Source organism: Chitinophaga polysaccharea (assembly GCF_007829335.1).
GTDB classification, from domain to species: domain Bacteria; phylum Bacteroidota; class Bacteroidia; order Chitinophagales; family Chitinophagaceae; genus Chitinophaga; species Chitinophaga polysaccharea_B.
Window position 1 is genome coordinate 187,511 of the sequence record NZ_VIWO01000005.1, and the last position, 23,716, is coordinate 211,226.

The 23,716-nt window shown below is 46.5% G+C and carries 13 protein-coding genes; 2 read left to right on the top strand and 11 right to left on the bottom strand.

Annotation, left to right across the window (positions count from 1 at the left end):
- Positions 1–72 precede the first annotated feature (72 nt).
- The gene (locus tag FHW36_RS17720; protein ID WP_145670909.1) at positions 73–393 is read left to right on the top strand and encodes a helix-turn-helix domain-containing protein; all 321 of its coding nucleotides are present in this window, start codon (positions 73–75) and stop codon (positions 391–393) included.
- A gap of 75 nt (positions 394–468) precedes the next feature.
- Here FHW36_RS17720 and FHW36_RS17725 read toward each other — a convergent pair whose 3' ends face one another.
- The 7 genes from FHW36_RS17725 to FHW36_RS17755 all read right to left on the bottom strand — a co-directional run bounded on the left by FHW36_RS17725 (position 469) and on the right by FHW36_RS17755 (position 13,284).
- Positions 469–912, bottom strand: a complete 444-nt coding sequence (locus FHW36_RS17725) for a tetratricopeptide repeat protein (RefSeq protein ID WP_145670910.1) — start codon at positions 910–912, stop codon at positions 469–471.
- Positions 913–952: 40 nt separating this feature from the next.
- Positions 953–1,918: an RHS repeat domain-containing protein gene (locus tag FHW36_RS17730; RefSeq protein ID WP_145670911.1), complete on the bottom strand. Its 966-nt coding sequence runs from the start codon at positions 1,916–1,918 to the stop codon at positions 953–955.
- Positions 1,919–2,304: 386 nt separating this feature from the next.
- On the bottom strand, positions 2,305–2,496 hold the full coding sequence (locus FHW36_RS17735) for a hypothetical protein (RefSeq protein WP_145670912.1): 192 nt from the start codon (positions 2,494–2,496) through the stop codon (positions 2,305–2,307).
- A 2-nt stretch (positions 2,497–2,498) separates the two neighbouring features.
- Positions 2,499–6,785 carry a DUF6443 domain-containing protein gene (locus FHW36_RS17740; RefSeq protein ID WP_186452503.1) on the bottom strand — a complete coding sequence of 1,429 codons (4,287 nt, stop codon included), beginning with the start codon at positions 6,783–6,785 and terminating at the stop codon, positions 2,499–2,501.
- A 59-nt stretch (positions 6,786–6,844) separates the two neighbouring features.
- A complete protein-coding gene (locus tag FHW36_RS17745; protein ID WP_145670914.1) occupies positions 6,845–10,657 on the bottom strand; it encodes a DUF5977 domain-containing protein in 3,813 nt (1,270 codons plus the stop codon).
- A 109-nt stretch (positions 10,658–10,766) separates the two neighbouring features.
- Entirely contained in the window at positions 10,767–12,209 is a 1,443-nt protein-coding gene (locus tag FHW36_RS17750) for a coiled-coil domain-containing protein (RefSeq protein ID WP_246121180.1), read from the bottom strand.
- Between the two features lie 25 nt (positions 12,210–12,234).
- Positions 12,235–13,284, bottom strand: a complete 1,050-nt coding sequence (locus tag FHW36_RS17755; protein WP_145670915.1) for a hypothetical protein — start codon at positions 13,282–13,284, stop codon at positions 12,235–12,237.
- 210 nt (positions 13,285–13,494) lie between these two features.
- Here FHW36_RS17755 and FHW36_RS17760 point away from each other — a divergent pair, with 210 nt between their 5' ends.
- Positions 13,495–13,839 (top strand): VOC family protein, encoded by a 345-nt coding sequence (locus FHW36_RS17760; RefSeq protein ID WP_145670916.1) that lies wholly within the window; start codon positions 13,495–13,497, stop codon positions 13,837–13,839.
- Positions 13,840–13,889: 50 nt separating this feature from the next.
- Here FHW36_RS17760 and FHW36_RS17765 read toward each other — a convergent pair whose 3' ends face one another.
- The 4 genes from FHW36_RS17765 to FHW36_RS17780 all read right to left on the bottom strand — a co-directional run bounded on the left by FHW36_RS17765 (position 13,890) and on the right by FHW36_RS17780 (position 23,657).
- The gene (locus FHW36_RS17765; RefSeq protein ID WP_222429112.1) at positions 13,890–17,246 is read right to left on the bottom strand and encodes a family 16 glycoside hydrolase; all 3,357 of its coding nucleotides are present in this window, start codon (positions 17,244–17,246) and stop codon (positions 13,890–13,892) included.
- Between the two features lie 34 nt (positions 17,247–17,280).
- A complete protein-coding gene (locus tag FHW36_RS17770; RefSeq protein WP_145670918.1) occupies positions 17,281–18,558 on the bottom strand; it encodes a Gfo/Idh/MocA family oxidoreductase in 1,278 nt (425 codons plus the stop codon).
- Positions 18,559–18,761: 203 nt separating this feature from the next.
- Entirely contained in the window at positions 18,762–20,360 is a 1,599-nt protein-coding gene (locus FHW36_RS17775) for a RagB/SusD family nutrient uptake outer membrane protein (RefSeq protein WP_145670919.1), read from the bottom strand.
- Positions 20,361–20,378: 18 nt separating this feature from the next.
- Entirely contained in the window at positions 20,379–23,657 is a 3,279-nt protein-coding gene (locus tag FHW36_RS17780; RefSeq protein WP_145670920.1) for a TonB-dependent receptor, read from the bottom strand.
- Positions 23,658–23,716 lie beyond the last annotated feature (59 nt).

Below are 23,716 nucleotides of genomic sequence, written 5' to 3' on the forward strand. Positions count from 1 at the left end.
ATTCTGACTAGCATAAATAAGTAACTAAATTTGTTCCCCCCTGCTTTTACAGGGTATTTAAAGTACCTTTTTATGACTTTTGGTGAACACATTGCTACGCAGCGTAAGCAGCTTAAAATATCCCAGGACGAACTGGCTAAAAGAGTGGGAACATCGGCGCCCATTATTGGACGCTATAAGCCCTCTATCGAGATGGCTAAAAAAATTGCAGATGAACTGGGCGTTACCGTGGATTACCTGATTGGTGGCTCTACCAGCATGGTACTGGATAAAAAATTACTTAAACGCATTGAAGATATTGAAGCCCTGCCTGACGAGGAAAAAGAAAAAATTTATTACTTCATTGATATGGCGATCACTTATAACAAAACTAAAAAGCATATTCACGATTAAGCAGAGAGGCCGCAGGCAAATGCCTGCGGCCTCTCTGCTTAAATGAAAAAGTGGAATATGAGAGCATTATCTGCATTAATCTGTTATCCCTTTTTCTTTAGCCTGCCTAAGCCAAATATTAGCAACCCCTTCATTTTTCGATATACCAATTCCATAGTAGTAACATCTTCCAACTTCATATACAGCTTGCTCATCCCCTAGTAATGCAGCATTTAAGTAGCACTCAAATGCCCTTTTAAAGCTTTTCTTCACTCCATCTCCATTTTCATAACAAACAGCTAAATCAAAATAAGCATTGCTATAATTACCTTCTATAGAACTCAGAAAATATTCAACCGCTAAAAATGGATTCTTTTCCACAAATGTCCCATGTAGATACCAAGTGCCAAGAGCGTATAGCGCTTCTGCATTCCCTTTATCTGCTGATTGCCTCAAAAGATTAAATGCAATCTGTAAATCAGGGCGTTCCTTTTGCATTTCAACAAAGGCTTTTCGAAGTAAAACATTTCCTTTTGCCATATGTTCTGTTTATTTCTTGTTTTTACTATCAATACATTTTTTACTCAGTAGTTGGCTTCGGTGGCGTTTCTGCTGGAGGTGTTGGCGTTGATGTGGGAGCTGGAGTTGGTACAGGTGGCTTTGGAGGCTTCACTGGCTTCGGCGGTTTGGGAGGCCATGGGTCTTTGTGTCCAGCAGGACGTCTTCTAGGTGGATTTTCCATACCTTTTGCACCGTTTCTATCTTGTTCTCTACGTGCATTAGCATCCTCATGTTTTCCCCTTGTACTTCCTCTGGCTCCAGAAGTATGTTCAGCGCCTCCCGCTTTACCCCAATCCTGCCTCTTCTTCGCATTTACCACGGGAAGAGGCGCTACAACGGGAATAGGAACGGGCGCTGGAACGGGTACTGGCTCAAAATTCACTGGCACCGCAGGCGGTGTCCCAGGAGCGACTTTGGGGCCAAAGAAAAGAGGAATAATCGAGCCGACCGTGGTCATATTATCATATCGCTCCGCATCTTCGCCTGACCATCCAAATGCAGAAGCAGGTGTATTATAGAGACCTCCTGTTATGATATGATTAATGCCATTAACTAATCCAGCTGTACTAATCCAAAATCCTCTAATTCCTGTAGGAGGATCGTCATCTGGTTCATCTCCTAAAAAGTCGTTATATCTGATAGGGTTATTGTAGTTAGAGACATATGGAGACCAAGCCTCCATTTCGTCAATCTTCGGATCTATCTGATTCCATCTCCCTATCTGTGGATCCAAATTCCTGTAAAAAGCATCATACTGATTCATATCTAAATCTGTCGTATGCTCTATTCCATTATACTTCTTCCGATTCTCCGGGTAATTCGCACCCTTCAACGCACTCGAACTTATCCCCGCCATCGCGAGCCCAAATGGATAATAATGCGTTTCTTCCAACACCGGTCTCAAAGAACTTCTACCGCTAAAAATAACGGATTTTATTTTTTCATATGAAAGAAAAAAATCTAACCGGTCATAAAACGCGGTCACCGTCCGGGGACGGATGATGTGTTGCTGATGCTGATTTATATTCTCATGTTGATCATAGATTTATCGCCCAGCCTATATTCTGCCGTCCCCCACATCATCTATCCCCGGACGGAAGCGCGATAGTACAAAAGCTGATCAGGGTACTGACGCTGGTGTTCGCACAGCTTATTCTTCCGCTGCCGGGCCAGCGGTATAACGCTGATTGATAAAAAAACGCTGCAACGTATCCAGGACATTGAGAAGTTGGACGAGGATACCAAAGAGAAGGTGTATTTCCTTATTGATAACATCATTCAAAATACCAAGGCTAAAAAAGCCTGGAACTCATAAAAGGAAGACGCTGGGATCACCGGCGTCTTCCTCCACTTGTAATATTAGTAACCTATCTACTTAAATAGCTTTCTGGCTAAATAAATAAGCCCCCCAACTAACAACCCAACCAAAAACACGGCCACAAAAACTCCAGCAATAATTTCTAGATTATTATCAATGACTCCATAAATAGCAACTGCTATCATCAAAATAATAAAAACTATATTTCTTGGATTTTTAAACCAGTTTATCAATTTAATCATCATACTTACTCCTTTTTCTTCTTTTCGGTAATCTTCTCTACGATTGTTGAGGTAGCCCCTGAAGCTGTTGCTGCTGTAGCTCCAGCCCTGGTACTTATGTAGTCATCCAATTTCTTTTCTGCTTCCGCTACCTTAGCCTTCACTTTAGATACCGTATTTGACTTACCTCTTGCAATATTCTTCTCTCTATTAATAGTTTCTTTGAGCCTATTTGCGGCGACTGAACTCGCAGCTTTCTTTTCAACTAACGCTCCGACTCCTCTTCCGATAAGTTGTCCAGCTGCAACGTCGATTACGGTCTTTTTTAAAGAAACTTCTCCATTATTAATTAATTGACTACCTGTACTTACTCCTGCATCAGTTGCCAATTCAACTCCTATTTTAATAATAGTACTCGCTTGTTTAATTTTTGCTATTGAGGATATACCTGAACTTATTGCTCCGGCACCTGCTGAAACTGCTACCGAAACAAAGCTAAACTCAGACAACTTTTTATCAGTAAGCGCTATTTCTGTCAACTGTAGTCCAGCATCTACAAGACCTCCAATAGCAGCGCCAACTAAACAATTCGGACATTTACCGTCGGGATCATTGTACTTTATAGGGTCATTCTTAGCAAAATGATAAGGGCTAAGGGTTTCCTGCTCTCCACTTTCTATAAGTGGATCAATTTGCATGAACCGTCCTATTTGCTGATCATAAGTTCTCGCGTTGAAGTCATACCATTCTAACCCACTTCCATCTCCGAACTCTTTGGATTGCAACTCATTTCCGTTAAACTTCTTACGGTTTTCAGGGTAGTTACTCCCCTTCAACGCATTAGAACTTATCCCCGCCATCGTCAACCCAAACGGATAATAATGCGTTTCTTCCAATACCGGACCCGTACTATGCGCCACTACCAGGTTATCAAAGAACACATCCTGCCCACTCTCGTTGCTGGTGTAAATATATACAAATCCTGTCTTTTTAATCACCATCCGGTCCGTGGCCAGGGTTTGCAGCGCGTCCGGCGTGCCTTGTACCTGCTTCAAGCCACTGTTCTCATCCACCAAATTAAAGCGATCATCAAATAATACGTAGCTCAGATAAGCTTTGGGTTTATCCGGCAGGTTCTGGCTTGGGTCCTTTTGCTTCAACTGATCGTACAAGGCACTGCTGTAAGTCGTTGCTATCGGCGAACCAGCTCCGGTAGCATTGTGTACCCCATCCGCCAGGCTACCGCCGCTAAAGGTGGACAGCAGTGTACTCAGCATTGCGCTGCTGGTAGTGGCGGAAGTATTGGCTGCGGTACTCTTGTAAAATGCTTTGGTTCCAAGCTGTATTGTGTCTCCCGCCATTACACGGAGTACCAACGAAGGGCCTATCTTCTGCCCATTCGTGGCATTTAGTTTCGCTACATAGTCGTTCGGGTTGGTAGTACCATCAACAGGATATCCCACTGGTTTGGGCGCGCGGGTATTGTCAATATTGCTGAACAAAGCATTTTCTGTTGCGCCGGTAGCACTTTCCATCGTAGCGGCATATTGGTTGGCATCACTCTGTGTTCCCAGTACCATGCGAATATTACCCAAATGATCTTTTACAAAGTAATCAAATGCATAAGTCAGCGGCTGTCCGGTTTTAAATACAGTGCGAATACGACCATCTTCATGACTGATCAATTGCAGGGTATCATTCGAATAAACCTGGCTACCCAGGTAATCAGTCGTGGTCACCTTTGCAGGAGTAGTGGTGTTATCAGTAACAGTCTTCCTCAGTTTGCTACCAGCGGCGTCATACAGATACGTGATAGTACCTTTGCCTGTAATAATAATAGTATCTGGAAGATTCAGATGGTTATAACTGATGGAAGCGATTCCCTTGTTCAGGTCCTGGATCAGGTTACCGCTTGTATCATATTTGTAGTCATTACCGCTGTTAGTACCATTAATAAAATCACCCAATCGTGCACTCGATGTACTACTGGGATCAGCAACAGCCATCAGCTTGTTGCTGTTGGTGCGATAAGTGTATGTCAGCTGGTCGACGGTAGAAGCAGTTACGCCGACCATACCTTTCTGGGTCATCGATAAGATATTACCGTTGGCATCATATCCAAGGCCACTTACCGAAAAATCGACTTTGTCGCGTGTCCAGTTGGCGCCATTGGTGTTTTGCTGGTTGAAGTCGGCCACAGTAACGCGATTAACCCTGTCATAACTATAACCATAGGCCCGCGGAGTACCATCTGATCCACTCTTCCACTTGATACCTGCGATGTTACCATTGTATTGGTTAGCACTGAAGCCATAGTCATAACAAAGCTCCTGGCCAAACCAGTTGCTGGTGCTACCAGCCGTATTAACAAAACCCTTGTTGATGCCCTTCAGCCAGCCACGGATATTGTATTCATAGTTGAGTGTTTCCAACTGTGAGCTACCATTAACGCCCAGTCGTTTAGTCTTTAGCTGTCCCAGCTCGTCATAGACATTGTCTTCAATGGTCTTCTCCAGGCTGGTATTATCATTCAGACGCTTTTTAATGGAAAGCAGGCGCCCCGCAGCATCATACTGGTTCATCGTGAGTAGTGTGGTTTGTGGAGTGACACCACTGCGCTGATTTGTTTGCCGCAGATAGGTGCTTAATACTTTGCCACTAAAATCATACAGCATGGTCAATACATCTTTCCCACCACTGGCATTAGCTGAAACCGTCTGGATCACCCTTCCCTTATCATTGTAATAGGTACTGGTGGTCAACCATTGATTCGTTTCAAGCACACGTATCCTCGTGCCAGTAACAAGCCCGCGGGTAGCAGTGCTGGCAGATGCAGGCAAAGCCTCTGCATAAGGATTGCTTCCTGCCTGTGGTTTGGCGATATCCCCATTTACATAATCCAGTTTGCCGGTATAACTGTAATCATCATAGAATGTATAGGTCAATGGTGTCAGGGCACTGGTAACAATACCTGGCAGAGGATTCGTTGCCGCAATCGTTGTGGTACCGTTGTTAGTGCCTGTATTGATTTCAGCCAAAAAATCTGCACCATTGCCTGAATCAAATCCATCCTGCATTGTAATGCTGTTAGTAGCCTGGTATAAGGAACTACCATCATAATTACCCAGCACCAGGTCTGATGAGGTCGGGAACGTATAAGTCAGGGAAGCAGTATTGGATACGGCTGTATTCATACTTGTTTGTAAAGCATCCCGGCTCTGTGAAGATCGATACAATGCCGTCATTATTGGCCGGTTCAGGTTATCATAAAAAGTCGTCAACCAGTTACCACCACTCTTTAAATTACCATCGCGGCTGAATACCAGGCGGTCGCGTACATCATACACCATTTCGGTGGAATCGGCTCCAGGGACTTTTTTAATAATCATCCGGTTACGACCATCATAGCGATAAGCAAAGCAAAGCTCAGCGGCCAGGTCGGTACTGATGGTCCAATTGCCGCTAATCAGTTCCACTGCCCGCGGAGGGATAACAAACCGAAGGTTACCCAGGTCGTCGTACACATAATAAGTACACAGCCACCCTACGTGTGCAGTACCCGGCGTAGTCGATAACTGTACTTTCTTCAATACAACACGGCCCTCTTTATCCTTGTATTCTACTACCTGGTTACTGGCTTCATCTATTGTTACATTTTCATACAGGGTCCCGGCAGCATACACACTGGTACTGGTAGGGATTACCGCTGTAACATTCCATATACGTACAGAATCAGCTACGGTATTCACCAGGTATTGGCTCTGGACAGGGCGATTGCCACCTTCTTTTGCCCAGCTGTTGCCTACTGCGTACGTTTTTAGCACGCGATTCAGTGGCGAAGCTTCGTACTCAATCTGTCCATAATAGATCGTGTCACCGCTCAATGCCGGGTTCAACGTTCTGTTTTTATAGAAAGTAGCCTGACTGTTAAAGGGGTTGTTCTTGAAATTACCATCATTTGCACCCGTTCCTTGCTGTATGTAAGGTAGGTACTTATATTGTTCTCGTCCATAAGCGTCATAAATAACTGGCGTAACAAGATCTCCACCAGCAGGGCTGATACCCTTTGCAACCGTTTGTATGGGTCTACCCAACCCATCGAAATATTGTGTTACTTGCTTTACCTCTGCCAATGTTCTGGTACTAATTGCCACCACGGCAGTATCTGTAGTCGGCATGCTAGGTGTCCAGGTACGAACATAGTTAACAGTAGCATTGTTGTACGCAGCAGGTATAGTAACTGCTGTCGCTGTAGGTTGCAGACTCGAATTGGGGGATTGGGCGCGAACTTCTTTACCCAATAGAAGTAGCATTATGACAAAAAGCGCTTTTTGTATAGAGAAATTTCTTTGCATGTTTTTACTCTTTTTGGTTAACGAACAGTATACCCATAGTTGCTTTGCAGCGAAAAAGTATAATTAGTTGCGGGAGCTCCTGGGGCTTGCGACTCCCTCTCGGAAACAAGGAATGCCGATTTAAGCACCGTATAGGATCCACTGCAGGCAAAGCTTTCATTTGAAATAGTAGAGGTATTATCCGGCGTTGTCATCTTCGTGATTTTGACATTCACATTTACGCTACTTGTCAATGAAACAGGCACCGTGCAAGCCCCATCACTGTAAAACCGTACTACAACATCTCCAGTCGTTGTCGTTGGTGTTTGTGAAATATTCTCTATCCGCAATTTTGCATATACGGGTGGCTGGCATCCGCCGTTCTGGTTTGCATAAGCCTGTCCATTCGCATTGATTTCATCCGTAGCTTTTTGATCAGCATCGGCTTGACTAATGACAGAGGTATATTTGCCGGCTTCCACACTATATAACATCCATCCTCCCACAGAATCAGCCGTACAGGTGCTACGGATAAACCACTGGCTAACTCCCGCATTCTTAAAAAATACACAGGACCCATATTTATTCGCATAGGCCTGACCGTTGGCATTAATATCATTCTGTGCCATCTGGTCAGCATCTCCCTGGCTGATACTGGAGTAATAAGTCCCTTCTGGCACAACGTAATCTACACGTGTTCCGCCTCCAACAGTACAGTCATTCCGGGTAAACGTCTGGATTTTTTTATTATTACCCCATATCGGCGTAATAGGCGTCTGGTATTTATAGCTATACTGGTTTAAAATCCTGGTATCCTTATCACGCACAGTTGTCAATCTGCCATAAGCATCATAATCATAATAGGCGGAAATACCGGAAGGATCTGTTGTGGTGCTCATACCTATTAGTGGCCGATAGGTGAAAGTAGATACCAACGCACCGTTCAGGTTGTTACGCAATTTCCCCAACTCTGCTTGTACAACAGCATCACTATAATTGGCAGCGCTGTCTAACAATGTCTGACTAACATATTGTTTGGCTGTATTATAGTCACTTCCGGTTATTTTGGCTACCGGATAATTACCACTATAACCCCAGAAATAAAGCTCTTTGACATCGTTGCTTTTGGAGCGTTGAAGGATATTTCCCTTTGCATCATACAGATCAAAGCTGATACCTTCATTATAGCGACTGTCTTTAATTACCGCTCCACTTTGAACACTCGATTCCGCAAAGTTACTTACCGGAGCAGCCAACTCTATTCTAAAGACCTTATCCACCAAAGGCGCAACTGCCTTATAAGTAAAGAACAGAGAAGACACCAATCGCTTATTTGACAGATCGGTATTTGCCCGGTAGATGCTTTTTTCAATCACGGGATTGACTACGTTCAGGTTCTGTATATTTTTAAGGCCTGCTGAAGCTCCATCAGTGGCGGTAATATTGGCATAATTCAGCGGATACTTATAATTAGTAAGGGATACCTCTCCCTTACTGTTTGTCATTTTCTCACTGGCTGTCAAGTTCGCGTAGGTATAGCTAAATTCGGAAACCGTGCTGGTACTATCGCCTGTCTGGGTATCATAATCTGTAACTAACCTCTTTTTAAGCAGCACATCTCCTCTTGTTATTTTATAGGTCGCATAGTTGAAAACAGATTGGATACCAGGTGCATATAGGTTGTATGCTGGCGTTGGAAATTGCTGCACATCCACTTTATAAGCAAGTCCATAGGCTGCTAACTTTAATCCGATAAACTCATCGGATACAGGATTAGGAACGGGTATATAGTATTCGTAGCTTTCCCTCTGCCGGATTACATCTCCTGTAACGGGCTTGTTCTCATAAACACTTTTCTCCATTAGATAAGGTTTATTCCAGCAATTATACGCTTGTAAACAATATGCTGGGTTTGGGAGAGTCGTTCCATTATTTGAATAGCGATTCAAATATACAGTTGCATCCGGAATATTATACCTGTAAACTGTTTTTCCCGAACCATCACTTTCGGTAACATAGTTATACCAGCCCTCCTGCCCCTGTCCAATCGCGTCCATCACCTCCTCATCAAGAGATGAAGTCTGCTGAACCAGGCGCAAGCCCTTCACAATAGGATTAGGACACGAAATCAGGGCCAGCGCGACCTTTTGCTTCACAGCTAGCTGTGGATCTGTTGGGTCAAATGAACGCTGGCCTTCTCCATAGCTATAGCTCCTGGTCATTGTCGTGCCTCTAACCTTATCATCATTGGTTATGCTGGCAATCCTAAACCCTCCGCCAGCCCTTGTGTATGGAGTGCCGTTCACAATCGTTTTATATTGATTGGGCTCATACCTGAATGTCTGAGTTCCTCCGGTAGGGTAGGTTATCCGCTTTAACATACCAGCATCCAGCGGTAATACATCCTTTTTATAAATACCATCAAAGGTGATATTTTTAGGATACGAAGAGGGAAATGATTGAGTATTACATGGATCTTGAGGCGTTTGATACATATCATCGGAAGTACCAATTGTATAAGGATCTTTGCCATACTGTATATAGTCAAACCTTCCATATCGATTGGCATAGCTATATCCACCCCCCGGGTTATTTATTCCATAACCAAAGCAGTCATAATTCGGAAATCGAATGTCTTTAGAGGTATAGTCAAATCGATATTTTTCAATAGCAACATTATCCGCACCAGCAATATGAACAGAATCTAAGAAATTGGCAGACCCGGACAAGCTATAGAAAAAGAGGACTTTCTTTAAAAGTAAGCCTCTTCTGTTTGTAATAGTGATGGTATTTACTGTACCATTGGTATTCCGTGTAAGGGCTACTATTTCATTTGGAGTGGTGATTCCCGATAATATCTTGGAATCATAATACTTAGTTGTTGCTGGTTGATCTGCACCATTTTGATTATTATCTGACGATTGATAGCATGGAGGCTCACATCCGTATGCCCCCTCCAAGATCGTCCGGCTATAGCTTGGCATTCCTTCGCTCGCTTCTGTAAAGGGTTGATATTGAAAATTAATAGAATCGTTGAAAAGCGTAGTGATCTTACCCAGTAACCAGGCGGAACTGTATTTGCGATACGCGCCATTGACATATACCTGGTAGCCCTCGTTATTTGCATCTGAAACGCCGAATTTGTATTGTATACCGTTGCCATCTGTTACATTAAATTCGGATATGCCGATGTCACCAATTGAATAATTGATTTTTTGCAATGCCGAATTATCCAACATTGTAACTGTACGGTTTTGTCGGTTAGTGATGATGAAATTTCCACTGTTACCAGGAAACCCTATAGTGAATTGGTCATATTGACCATCCAGGTAATCATTTGAAGATGCCCACACGGCGGGTATATCACCGCCAGGTTGCAAAACCATATAACGCGCCAGGTACCGGTCGCGGTCATATGAAGTTGCAAATCCGCTCAGGTAAGGACCAATCGCCAGACCACCGGAAACGTTATACATATCAGGCATATTGGAAGCTTCATCCAACCTCCCATGTACCGTCCTGGACACTCGAAATCCAGGATCCAATGCCCAGCCAATCCCCGCGTCTCCGCTTGTCTGACCATACTTGATGCCAGAGGCATGATAGGAAATACCTATCGGAATTTTTACACCACTCAGTTCTATTGTGTAGAAATTGACATTAATCTGGGGTAACCCGTTATACAACGATACCTGGTAATTGATGAATTTCTCAAACTCTCGTGAACGTGGAGATGGAGGAATAATTGTGTTCAGCTGATCGGATTGTGCCAGGCAGAAATTTGTACCTACGATGTATATACTCATTGTGGCAAATACCATCCTTAGCCAGGTTTTCAGGCAATTTTTCATGTTCTTTTAATATTTCAGAAATACTTTCAAAAGCTTGATGTTGTTCACTTATGTCAGATGACTTCGTTGAATAGTTTCCGAATCTCCAAACTCAAAACAAAGGCAGGGGCTAAAAATTATACCCAAACCTCACCTTCACCGGGTCCGTTCTGGGCACATGCGAATTATATAAAAAATCAAACAACACCATCATATTGCCTTTCAGCTTACTGTTAATCTTATACTTTTTGCTGATCCCTACCAACCCGCTCTGCGTCCACGGCTGCCCTACTCCTTCCGGCACACCCGCATAACTGGGTTGATAGTTCTGCTCATAACCGCCGTTCAAAAAGAAAGTCCCTTTCAGCTTCCAGTCTACAAAGGAGCGGATGCTCATTCCTTGTCCGGAGAAATGAATATCGTTGAAGCCTGTTCCCATGCCCAGTTTATAAGATAGTCCTACACCGGCGCTACCGTTTTTATGGAACTTGTAGGCTACCTGTCCGGCGAGGTCGCTGGTAGTCGGAAAGAACTGGGTGCTCCGTTGAAACTGGATGTTGCTACCAAACTCCAGCCGTTGCAGGAAGCTTTTGGTCTTCATTTCTTTGGGTTTGAAGTCTGGCATTTCAGCGGCATTGTCGAGGTCGGGGAATTTACTTTTGAGCTCATTGAGCCGGCTGCGGGCTTCTGCCATCTGCTGACTTACCGCTGCGCCGGCACTAGGACCGCCACCCAGGCGTTGCTGGATCAGCTGTTCTACTTGGTTGCGGGTTTGCAGTCCTTCCAGGCTTTGGGCGGAAGCGGTGGCGCCCTGGATGTTGAACAAGCTGGCCAACTGCGAGTGTTTAGACATAAAATCATTGAAGGCAGGCAGTTTCTTAATCATTTCCATTGCCTTTTGCTCCGCCTTCTTCTTGTCTTTAAACACTTCTTTATATTCTTTCAGCTGTTGGGCATAGTAATATGCCTCCTTATTCATCTTCTGTAAATCCTTGGTGAAGCCGGTATACTGGCTCAACTGCTCCTTCAGCAATTGTTTACGTTCGCGGATATACGCTTTGATTTGCTCGGCCTGGGCCAGCTTGTCTTTCAGGTTATCGACCGATTTTAACGAGCCATTCAGCTTATCGGTAATGCCTTTGGATTGCTCCAATAGGCCTTTTGATTCCTTTAGGAAGCCCAGGGAATTACTAAGACTATCGAGATAAGGGCCTCCCGATTGCGACAATGCGCCGGAATATTTCCCGAGCTTGCCTTTTACGCGCGATTTTAAACTGCCTAAAGAATCAATGGAATGCGCAAACAGGTTGTTGGCTTTCAGGGAATCGATACGGGCCAGGCGGCGTTTCAGCTTCTCTTCCTGTTTCATGAAGCGGGCCAGCGCTACTTCGCTGCGCTTGGTAACCAAGCGTTCCATTTTATCAGATTTCTGTTTCACCTGGGAAAGGTATTTTCCCGGTATAGGGGTCACTTTCTTCAGCAGGCTATCCTGTTTCTTTGCCAGGTTATCCTGGGCATAAGCACCCAGGACGCCCATTTGGCAAAACAATGCGAGGTAACAAATAAATTTCATGGCGGACATTCAATAAGGTAACCAATTATTGCGCAATCTTCTTCTTCAATTCCTGCACCTCCTGCGAGAGAGCAGTTATTTGCTTATTCATCTCTATCATATAGAGCATTTGTTCTTCTACTTTCTTCAATAACTGTTGATTCATTTCTCCCAGGTCGAGTCCTTTCTCTGCTACTTCCGACGCAGAGGGAATTTCCGGCAAATGCTTATGAGTACGAACGTAGGCTTCCATTTCTCCTAACGTAGGGAGTTGATAGTCGCGCTCGAAAACGAAATCAGGCCAGTTGTTATAGGCTTTTACTACTACTCTTGTAAAAACGCCACTGCCGTTAACCGCCAGTTTATAGCCTTTGGTATCAGTAGTCCCTATTCCTACACTACCATCCCCCTTTACCTGCATCAGGTTCACTCCGGCACTATTAACCGCCAGCACATTATTTGTTGTTAAGCGGGTGGAAGTCTTAGTCCTTCCATCGACGATAACAGCCGCCACGGAAGCATCTGATGCCGGCAGCACGTCTTCCGCCTCACCGGTAATATAAAGTCCGAAAGATCTGCCAGGCATGCTGGTCCGTCCTGTCAGGTTAGGAATAAAAACACCTGGACTGCTGGTGGCATTTTTTACTGACAACGACGCGTCGGTAGTGGGGACATTATTCTGTATGAACTTCGCTATCAGGGTCCCCGGATCTCCGGATACGGTCAGCCTTGCGTCAGGCGCTGTTTCACCAATGCCAATATACCCGTTGTTGTACATCCTCATCGCCTCGATCATACTGCTTGGCCCTTTTACCGAAAATTTCATCACACTTTGCCTGGCGGTAGCAACCGTTCTTTCTACTTCCAACCTTCCCACTTCCGTACCTGCCATATTAAATTTGATAGCACCCACGGGAGCCAGTACATCTGAAGTATGCGTTAATTGGATATTAGATAATCCAGGCGAAGATATTTCCAGCTTCTCCACAGGAGCAGTAGTTCCAATCCCAGCGTTACCAGTAGGTTCAAGTTTATTCTGTGCCATTACATGCAAACAAAACAAGGACGACAGCGCCAGCGATACAATACATTTCATAGATCAGGGGTATAATTAAAAGTTAAAAATGCTTTTGAATATAAAATAAAGTGAGATAGCTTTAATATTTCATGGGTTAAATATGCTACTGTCAATTAACCGCAATAATAATACAAATCATGTAATTTAGAACGCTTTACAATAAAAAAAGACGATCTTCCCCCTCTATCCAGTATCAGTCAACACAAAAAATTTTACCTTCCCTGAAAAATGCCGTCCCTCCACCTGCTCGTAATAAAAACCCACCAACCAGCTGCACTGGCGGCCTTTTATACCAACCTTGGATTTGAATTCGATTACCATCAACATGGCAAAGGTCCTTTTCACTATGCCAGCCAGGGAACGCCGGTAACACTGGAAATTTATCCTTTACCGAAAGGAGTAGCTACAGCAGATACCACTACCAGGTTAGGTTTTACGGTAGATGATGTTGACAACCTGGTCCAGCGGCTGCCGGCCGGAAACATCGTGACGATGCCTGCGGCTACGCAATGGGGCTACGCAGCTATTGTACAGGACCCCGACGGCCGAAAAATAGAACTGGTACAAGCGTGAAAAAGCCGTCTCTATCGAGTAGAGACGGCTTTCCTCATGATAACTTTTTCTTACAGTGTCTTCACTCGCATATGCCGGAAACGCACGGTAGATCCGTGTCCCAGGAAACCGATATGACCGGTTTCATTCTTCAGACCCGGGTGGTCTTTATGATCCAGCGTACCGTTTTTACGGGCATCGGCAATATCACCATCCAGGATCACGGTACCATTCAGGATTACCTTGATATGTGTGCCATCTACAATCGCTTCTTCGACGTTCCACTCTCCTACCGGTTTCAGGAAACCGCGCTTAGCAGGAATAACGCCATAAACAGAACCATGATACTGGTATACGTTCAGGTTTTTATATACATCTGCTTCGTTGTCGAGGATCTGTAATTCCATGCCTACATAGGCGGCATCGCCTTCCAGTGGTGCACGTACGCCTAAACCGTTGTTAGCGCCGGGCGTAAGCTGGAATTCAAAACGGAAAGAGAAATTTTTGTATTCATCTTTTGTATACAGGTTACCATGACCGCCGTTAGAAGGATCGATTACCAGGTTCCCGTCTTGTATCACATAGTCTTTCGTGTTACCCACCCACTCGTGCATGTTGGTACCATCGAACAATAGTTTGTAGCCTGCTTTCTTTTCTTCATCGCTCAGCACATATGGCTTAGGTCGCGGCAGCTCTTTGATATACAGATCGCGGTAAGCTACATAAGTACCATGTGCCTGCAGTTCTATCTGCTCTTCGGGGAAGATAGGTAAACCACGGTCCCAATAGTTTTCCAGGATCGTATTATCTGTTACCAGCTGACCATTGAGGTATACCGTTACACGATCGCCTTTCATGATGATACGGAAGTGATTCCATTCACCGATCGCGTTATCTGCCAGTGCCAGTGGCTTGCTTTCATGCTGCTGGTTGTTGTAAAGGCCACCGGAACCCACCTGGGCACCTACATCTACGCGGGAAGTATCCCAGATCTGTACCTGCGGAGAGCCACGCAGGTAAATACCGGCGTCGCCCTGTGCGGTGATCTTCCAGTCTACCAACATTTCAAAATCCCCGTATTGCTTATCGGTACACAGGTTATCGCCATGACCGTTGAACACAAGCAGGCCGTCTTTCACCGACCAGCCCTTGCGCATGTTATCATCTGCTTTCTCTTGAGCTTTAGCCAGAGTTTTGGCGTCCATTTTACCACGGGCAATCGGGTTTTCTACCAATCCTTTCCAGCCGCTCAGGTCTTTCCCATTGAAGAGGGGAACGAAACCTTCGCCGGCAGGCATTTCTGCCAGGTATTTGCGGATCGACTGGCGCTGGTAGTCAGCATCCTGTCCTTTCAGCACCTGGGAAGTTTTTTCCAGCAAGCTGCGCACAGTAGCACCGTTGTAGCTCTTATCTGCCAGGGCAATATTCATCACGGCATTAGCGGCGGCCTGTTGCAATGAAGCATTGTCGAGATAGTTACCGGCAAACAGTAACGCAGGCAGTGTTTTGCACTGTTCTATGCCTTCCAGTACTTTCTGCTGTAAAGCAGGCGTGGTGGCCAGCTCCATGGCGTTGCGGTACATCAGCAAACGTTGATCTGCCGGAAAACCGGACCTACGGGTAAGTGCGATGTAGCCGGTTACGGCGTCATCGCGGTAAGCCGCATTATCACGCGCAATCTGTAATAAGGCAGGTGCTGCCGCGGCATTCTTCCAGGAAGACAATGCCGCTACGGCTGCTTTTTTCGTAGCTGCGTCACCGTTATTAAAGGCGTTTAATACAGTAGACAAAGCGCTGGTTTCACCAATACCTGCCAGTACCGGCAGGTAACGTGCCTGCTGGTCTGCACTGCCTTGTTTCATTTGTGCCTGTATCGCGGCACTGCCTGCACCGGTGTTGATGATGGCTGCCTGGAGATTACTGATATCTTCGGCGTTGCCGGCATTATTCAACAGGGAAAACAACGCGGGTAAGTTCGCCTGGGTGGCTACGTCTTTCAGCGCGCTGATGGCTGCGCTGCGAGTACCCGAATTACTGCTGCTGGTGAGCGGCAACACGTCACCTACCCGGCTGTCGGCCTTACGTGCAGCCAATACTGCGAGCAAAGCGGTTTGCGCACCGGCAGGCATCGTGGAAAGCGCGGCGCCGGACTGGGCGGCTACTTCATCGCCCGGAATAGTGAACAATACATTTTTCACTGCATCTACGGTAGTAGCATCTCCTGTTTTCATAGCAGCGAGCAGGGCTGGTAATGCACTGCTGCCGCCAATTTTACCGGCAGCGGTGATGGCGGCCAGCTTTACGCCCTGGTCTTTGCTACCCAGCAATGACTGGATAGCCGTTAAGGCGCCGGTTACTTTATTATCTCCCAACATACCTACTACAGCAGCTTTATCCCCATTATCGGCGCCAGAAAGCTTTTTCAGCCACAGTGGATTGCCAGCCAGGCCGTACTGACCCGCAAATTTCAGGGCAGCATCGCGGTAAGCGCGGTTTTTATCATTGGCAGCTGCCAGCAGCAGCGGCAGGCTTTTATCGCCACGGATGGCGGTGAGTAGCTTCAACGCGGCGGTACGGGTAGGTACCTGTGCATCTGTTTTTGCCTGTTTAAAGATATTTTCTGCAATCTTTTCTGCGGCTGATTTATCTGTCAGCGAAGCGGCGTAATACAGGTAAGAAGCAGTAGCATCTGTTATATCGTATCCATACCCGCTTTTTGCTGCAGCCGCAGCCAGTATGGGTGCAGAAGCCGGAGCGCCGATCTGGGCCAGTGCATACAACGCTACTTTCGCAAGGCGTTTGTCGCTATCAGTGGCCAGCGGCGCAATAGCGGCGGCGGCGCCAGTATAACGGCTATCGCCCAACGCTTCTGTGAGTGTAATACGACGATCACCGGAAGCGCTCTTCAGTGCCTGCAACAACGCCTGTTGTGCATCCGGTGTATTGATTTTCACCAGCGCGCGTGCAGCAGGGTCACAAAGCCGTTCATCGGCCAGGTAGCCTTGTAAAGTGCTTACGGCATCATTATCTCCTACTGTTTGTAACTGGGTAAGGAGAAACATTTTATTTTCCGGATCCTGCGCTTTGCCCAGTGACTTACAAAGCGCTGCTGCTGCCTGTTTACGGGCAGTTTCTTTTCCGGGCTGGGTTACATAGTAACAGTAACCGGAAATGGCATATTCCAGCTGCGTGTTATCGCCTTTTCCAGGAGCGGCCAGCATACCGGCAATGGTGCTGAGACCTTCTTCTCCCAGGGCCGCAATCGCTTCCATATTGGCATTAAACTGCGCCCGGCCCGGTGATGGCATCAACGCCAGTACATCGGCCACCTTGGTGTGAAAAGCACGCTGATCTGATGGTCCCTGTGCGGATACCAGGCTACTCCCGCCAACCAGTAATGCAATGAGTAAGTGTAATATCTTTTTCATAATTGTTTACTTGTTTGTGCTGATTCCGGCTGTTTTAGATGGTCCATGGCCCGCGCATTGGCTGATAGATGAGGGCATTGGCGCCGGCATCATCGATAAATTCCTGTTTCACGGGGTCAAATTTCAATGAACGGTTGAGGCGTAATGCAATCTTACCCATGTTGACCAGGGTAGCGGAACGGTGACCATTTTCCTCGTTCAAGGCAAATTTGCGACGTCTTTTCACGGCGTCTACAAAATCTATTTGCTGAGGAGCCGGATCAGGGAAGGCGGCCAGTTTCTTTTCCAGGTCAGGTATATCTGAACGGAAACCCGGGTACAGCTTTCCTTTGGGGCCTTCTATATAAGCTGCCTTTTCATCGGCGCCATCGCCATCCAGGATGATCTGGCAACCGTCGGCATATGTGTATGTAATTCTTCTCCAGGTACCTACCGCATCAGGATGTTGCTGTGGTGCATCTACTTCTACACTCACCGGACTGGTATCATCTTTCCCCAGGAAGTATTGGATAGGATCCAGGTAATGCTGCCCCATATCTCCCAAACCACCACCATCATAATCCCAGTAACCACGGAAGGTCTGGTGTACCCGATGCGGGTTGTAAGGACGATAAGGCGCAGGGCCCAGCCACATATCATAGTTCAGTTCTTTAGGCACCGGCATGGCCTCCAGGTTGGTTTTACCGATCCAGTAAAACTTCCAGTCAAAGCCGGTATGCTTACTCACGGTCACTTTCAATGGCCATCCGAGTAAGCCACTGTCCACCAGTTTTTTGATAGGCTTTACGGTAGTTCCCATTCCATAAAATCTGTCTTCAAAGCGGAACCAGGTGTTCAGGCGGAAAATCCTGCCGTGCTGCTGCACCGCTTCCACCAGGCGTTTTCCTTCTCCAATAGTAGCCGTCATAGGTTTTTCACACCAGATATCTTTTCCGGCCCGGGCAGCATCCGCTGCAATGATACCATGCCAATGCGGAGGCGTGGCTACGTGCACGATGTCTACTTCCGGCAGGGTAATCACTTCACGGTAATCAGAAAAGGTTTTCACTCCCTTTCCTTTTTCTCCCAGCTGGTCTACCGCCAGTTTCAAATGACTGCTATCTACATCACAAAGGGCTACCACACGGGTGCCCGCATAGCCAAAGTGGCCGCGGCCCATGCTACCGGTGCCTATCACAGCTTTGGTCAGCTGGTCGCTCGGCGCCAGGTAACCACGCCCCAGCACATGCCTGGGTACAATTGTAAATGCAGCAAGCGCTCCCAGGGAATTTTTGAGAAATGCCCGCCTTGAGTCACTGTTTTGTTTCGCCATATTTCAGTTTGATTGAATGCTGTATGCTTGTATTAAAGTTATCACGTTACTATAGCTGTTCACTGTATTTTCACACCGTATGATAATATTTTCACTATCAAGGTAGATCTTGGTCTGTCTGACAGGTAAGATATAATCTAACGGTGTGAAAAGCAAGTGTTCCTCCTGGAAAAAATGATAAGCGGTAAAAAATCCGCATATCATTAATAGCCCGGGTTCTGTACCATTTCGGGGTTAGACAAAGTCTCCTTCTCCGGTATCGGCCACAGGTAATCGCGATCGGTATATGCACGGTCCTGTACCTTTACCTGTACGCCGGTCTGCGGATTGGTAGCACCAAATACCTGTCCGTTCATTACCGCTTTTACAATGCCCCAGCGACGGATATCAAAATAACGCTGCCCTTCAAAAGCCAGCTCGGACTGCCGTTCCCGGCGCACCAGCTGCCGCAGCAACTCCTGGCTGTTATACCGCTGCATATCCACCGGCGGCATCCCTGCCCGGTTACGGATGTCATTGAGGTAAAGTGCCACAGCCGGGTTCTTCCAATCACCCAGCTCTATCAGCGCCTCTACATACGACAACAATACTTCGCTATACCGGATAATCATAAAATCGAGTGACCCCGTCCTGCTCTGCCGGTCGCGGGCATCCAGGTACTTCCGTATCCAATACCCGGTGGCGGTAGATTTCTGTACACCTATTTTATCAGTATTATTGGTAGCATTATCGAAAGGTTGTAAGATATAACCCGCATCTATAAACGATTCTCCGGGGTATAATACCGAAGCCACCAATCGTGGATCACGGTTATTGTTGTAGTTAGGATTTTTACGGTAAATGGCCAGGGAATCTGCACCCAGCTCCGCCGGGGTTTTACCTTGTTTGGTTTCAAAATTGTCGACCACCAGCGACGTAGGCGATACATAGGTTTCGCCGCCAATACCATAAGGCGCGAAGGTAGTCCAGGCGTTATTACACCCTCCCTGCGTAAAAAAGATCCTTTCCTTATTCAGCTTACCCGTATAGCTAAACAACTCCGCATAATTGTTTACGTTCGGTTTTTCGCTGCGATACAATTGGTAAACGCCTGTACCTATTACTTTGGCAGCAGCATCCCTTGCTATATCGTAGTGATGGAAAAACAATGCCAGGCGCACGATCATCGCATTACAGGCGCCGGCAGAAATACGCCAGGTTTCATCGCTGTCGTATTCCTTAGGCAGGTTTTCGGCACAGGCCTGCAGCTCGCTTAAAATAAAAGCATATACTTTATCTACCGGGTCTCTTTTCAGGTGGTTGGTAGCCGGTGTCAGCGACTGTGTCACAATAGGAATATCCCCGAAGAAAAGCATGATCTCCATATGATAGTAAGCACGTAAGGCACGGGCCTCATATTTCATACGGGTACGCAGCTGATCGTCCATGAAACACTTATCCACGTTTTCAAGGAAACGACAGGCACGGCGGATATCTATATAATCATCTCTCCAGATCCACTCCGCTACATCCCAGGTAGGATTTTGCAAACCCCTCGTATAGATATCATAGTTACCACGGAAGTCACCCCGGCATACGGCTTCATCGCTCAGGCCCGACCAGAACATCACATTACGGCCCGTTGATCCTGCGGGTACACCCGCATAAATAGATCCGAGCGCACTGTAGGCATGGCCTTCTGTTTTCCACCATACGGCATCTGTTACGCCAGAGGGACTGTCATGCGTCAAAAATTTTTTACAGCCCGGGAAAGATAACAACGCCAGGCTCATTATAAAGAGAATGCTATATCTGGATTTCATCGTGCAATATTTTAATCATTAAAGTTGGATACTTACCCCTGCTGTATACATTTTCATGATACCATATGTCCACTGGTTGCCCTGGCTTTCCGGGTCTACCAGCTTCATAGACGTGAATACAAATGGGTTTTGCGCATTTACATATATCCGTGCACCGTTAATACCTACACGTTTTAAACGTTCACTGTTGAAGTTGTAGCCCAGCTGTATATATTTTATGCGTGCGTAAGCGCCATTCTGTATCCAGAAATCGGAGTTTAATTTATTAATACTGGGAGAAGTTGTTAACCTTGGGAAACGGGCATCGGTACGTTGCGGCGTCCAGTAGTTATCAGCATAATAACGGGTAGGCACGCCACCGTCGAACGACATATCCAATGGATAGGCCAGCATACCGGCTAAGATGGCATCATCTTTACTCACGCCCTGCAATAACATTTCCAGTTCCCATTTTTTATACGTCAGCCGGATATTGGCGAAGTAATCGACTTTAGGAGTAGGATTACCTATTACGGTCTGGTCTTTTCCATCAATCACGTTGTCACCATTCACGTCTACATAGTGGATGTCGCCGGGTTTCTCGTTGGCAATAATGGGTACCAGCGGCGTACCATCTGCTTTAAAATCGCCTGCCTGTAATAACCCGTTGGTCTTATATCCGTATAGGCTTCCCAGTGCGTACCCTTCTTTATGGATCGTACCACCGCTGATATAGGGTCCGCCACGTAAAGACAGTAATTCGTTGTTGTTATAGGAAATGCCGGGCCTTACCGACAGGGTGACATTTTTTCCAATGTTGCTATTGTAATTGAGCGATAGCTCAATTCCTTTGTTCCGCAGTTTACCGGCATTGATAGGCGTGGTACCCATTCCGCCTACATAAGATACGGGTGGGTTGAGGATAATACCATTGGTTCTTTTATCGTAATAGTCGAAGGTGAATTCGAGCTTCCCTTTAAACAGGCTCATATCTACGCCCAGGTCTAGCATGTCTACTGTTTCCCAGGTTATATCAGGGTTCCCAAATACCGACTCTACGCCATCGTTGGCACTGATCATGCTTTGATACTGATACAGGTCGACATTTTCATTTCCCAGTCGTCCATAGGAAGCGCGCAGTTTCAGGCTGTTAATGGCCCGCAGCGACTGCATAAAATTCTCCTTGTGTACATTCCATCCCAGTGCTACTGAAGGGAAAGTACCAAACTTATGTCCCGGCCCAAAACGGGAGGAGCCATCAGTGCGGATCGCGCCTTCCAGCAGGTATTTATCCTTATAGGAATAATTCAGCTTACCATAAAAAGACAAGAGTGATCTTACTTCCCAGTAGCTGCTGTTATTTTCTTCCTGTGAGTAGCCCCCCATCACATAAAAGTGATGATCTTTCAAATCGTAGGTGTAGTCTGCGGTAACGCCGGCGTAGTAATACGTTGTTCTGTCGAAGCTGGCGGACCGGCTTACGCCCCAGGTTTGCACCAGTTGTCCGCTGAAATAGTCGAAGAAATAATAGTTATCCCTGGTATTGCGGGTCACGTCGCTGTTTAAGCGAAAACTAAATTGTCCCCGCAAATTCAGTCCTGGTAATACTTCCCACTTCGGTTGCAGGTTGATACTGGACTGTCCGTATTCATTGGTACTTTTTCCTCCATGTTCCGCATAAGCCACAGGGTTTACAATATCTACATAACGGCCATACATGGTAGGCGCGCCATCTTTTTCCGGGTATTTGGGCAAAATAGTAGGTGGTACCCGGAAAATATCTTCCAGGATACGGTTACCGCTGTTACCATTGGGGCGGTTAGGATAGAACGTATTTCGCTTAATGGCCAGCATGTCCATGTACACCAAAAACTTCTTGCTGAGGGTGATAGAGGTGTTGGCGCGCACATTATACTTGTTGGAATGATTCAGTGGAATCATGCCATCCTGGAACTGGTAGTTGGCGGTAAGTGCGAAACGTGCCAGGCTGTTACCGCCGCTGATACCCAGCGAATGGCTGGTGATGGCGGCTGCGGGGTTAATAATTTCCTTTTGCCAGTTGGTATTAGGGTATTTGATAGGGTCATCGCCGGCTTCGGTATGCTTAATATCATCATCCGAATAAAACGGTTGATTACCGGCATTTACCTGTGCTTCATTAAACATGCGCATATACTCCGGCGCTTCTACCAGTTTAGGCATAGTAGAGGGCGTTTGTACGCCGTAGTAGCCATCATAGGTAACAGCCACTCTACCGGCTACGCCGCGCTTGGTGGTCACCAATATTACGCCATTGGCGCCACGGGCGCCATATACGGCGGCGGCGGCAGCGTCTTTTAATATGGTCACGCTTTCCACGGTTACGGGGTCAATATAGTTCATGTCCATAGGTACGCCATCCACCAATACGAGTGGATTAGCGCGGTCGGGGCTGAGGGTGCTGAGGCCCCGTATTTTAATAACGGCGGCATCACCACCGGGCAGGCCGGAACTCTGGCTTACCTGTAATCCGGTAACGCCACCCTGCAGCGCCTGCGACAACGCAGTGATAGGCTTGCCATTGGTTTGCTGGGCAATGTTTACGGAGCTGATGGAGCTGGCGATATGTTTTTTCTGTTGCTCAGAAAGTCCTACTACCACAACTTCATCCAGGGCTGCTACTTTTTCTTTCAGGGAGATATTCAGCGCGTTGTGGCTGCGGATCACCGTATGCTCTTCAGGAAGGTATCCCATTTGGGTAAAAACGATCACCGCATTTTTCTTAGCCCTTAAGGTGAAGTAGCCGTCTACATCTGAAGTGGTGCCGATGTTGTTATTATCTTTCACGCGGATGGTTACCCCCGGCAATGCCTGTGGGGGTTCGTGGTTATCGTATACGCGGCCACGTATAAGGTAGGTACTGTCTTCTTCCGTGGAAATGCCGTTGATTTTATCTGTGCGCTTTCCTTTTTCCCGGGGAATGATGGCTACCTGGTTGCGCACAATCCGGTAGCTAAGGGCGGTATTGGCCAGTGCCTGGTCCAGTACTTCTGTTAATTTTTTATCGCGCAATTCAAGGGTGATCGGTTGTTCTTTATTCACCAATTCATCTTTGTAGAAAATGCGCCAGGTGCTTTGGGACTGGATCTGGCTAAATAACTGCGGCAGGCTGCCCTGGCTTAACCGGATAGTAAGATGGTTGTCCTGCGACCTCCCGGTGGCAGCAATTCCCATCATGGCGGTGAATAACAGGAGTGCGGTTAGTTTCATTGTTTTCACTAGTTTGGTGGCAAAAGTACTGCCTGGCGGGACACGCCATTGCGCATAGATTTTTTTCATAACTTCACGTTAGTTTTTTTGGTTAATAAAAAGACATACGCTACCCTACCCCCGTAGGG

What these genes read in the sequence shown, in the direction of transcription:
- FHW36_RS17770 (WP_145670918.1), bottom strand. Translation starts at nt 18,558, where the DNA reads ATGGCGAAACAAAACAGTGACTCAAGGCGGGCATTTCTCAAAAATTCC.
- FHW36_RS17750 (WP_246121180.1), bottom strand. Translation starts at nt 12,209, where the DNA reads ATGAAATTTATTTGTTACCTCGCATTGTTTTGCCAAATGGGCGTCCTG.
- FHW36_RS17775 (WP_145670919.1), bottom strand. Translation starts at nt 20,360, where the DNA reads ATGAAATCCAGATATAGCATTCTCTTTATAATGAGCCTGGCGTTGTTA.
- FHW36_RS17740 (WP_186452503.1), bottom strand. Translation starts at nt 6,785, where the DNA reads ATGCTACTTCTATTGGGTAAAGAAGTTCGCGCCCAATCCCCCAATTCG.
- FHW36_RS17720 (WP_145670909.1), top strand. Translation starts at nt 73, where the DNA reads ATGACTTTTGGTGAACACATTGCTACGCAGCGTAAGCAGCTTAAAATA.
- FHW36_RS17780 (WP_145670920.1), bottom strand. Translation starts at nt 23,657, where the DNA reads ATGAAAAAAATCTATGCGCAATGGCGTGTCCCGCCAGGCAGTACTTTT.
- FHW36_RS17745 (WP_145670914.1), bottom strand. Translation starts at nt 10,657, where the DNA reads ATGAAAAATTGCCTGAAAACCTGGCTAAGGATGGTATTTGCCACAATG.
- FHW36_RS17725 (WP_145670910.1), bottom strand. Translation starts at nt 912, where the DNA reads ATGGCAAAAGGAAATGTTTTACTTCGAAAAGCCTTTGTTGAAATGCAA.
- FHW36_RS17735 (WP_145670912.1), bottom strand. Translation starts at nt 2,496, where the DNA reads ATGATGATTAAATTGATAAACTGGTTTAAAAATCCAAGAAATATAGTT.
- FHW36_RS17755 (WP_145670915.1), bottom strand. Translation starts at nt 13,284, where the DNA reads ATGAAATGTATTGTATCGCTGGCGCTGTCGTCCTTGTTTTGTTTGCAT.
- FHW36_RS17760 (WP_145670916.1), top strand. Translation starts at nt 13,495, where the DNA reads ATGCCGTCCCTCCACCTGCTCGTAATAAAAACCCACCAACCAGCTGCA.
- FHW36_RS17765 (WP_222429112.1), bottom strand. Translation starts at nt 17,246, where the DNA reads ATGAAAAAGATATTACACTTACTCATTGCATTACTGGTTGGCGGGAGT.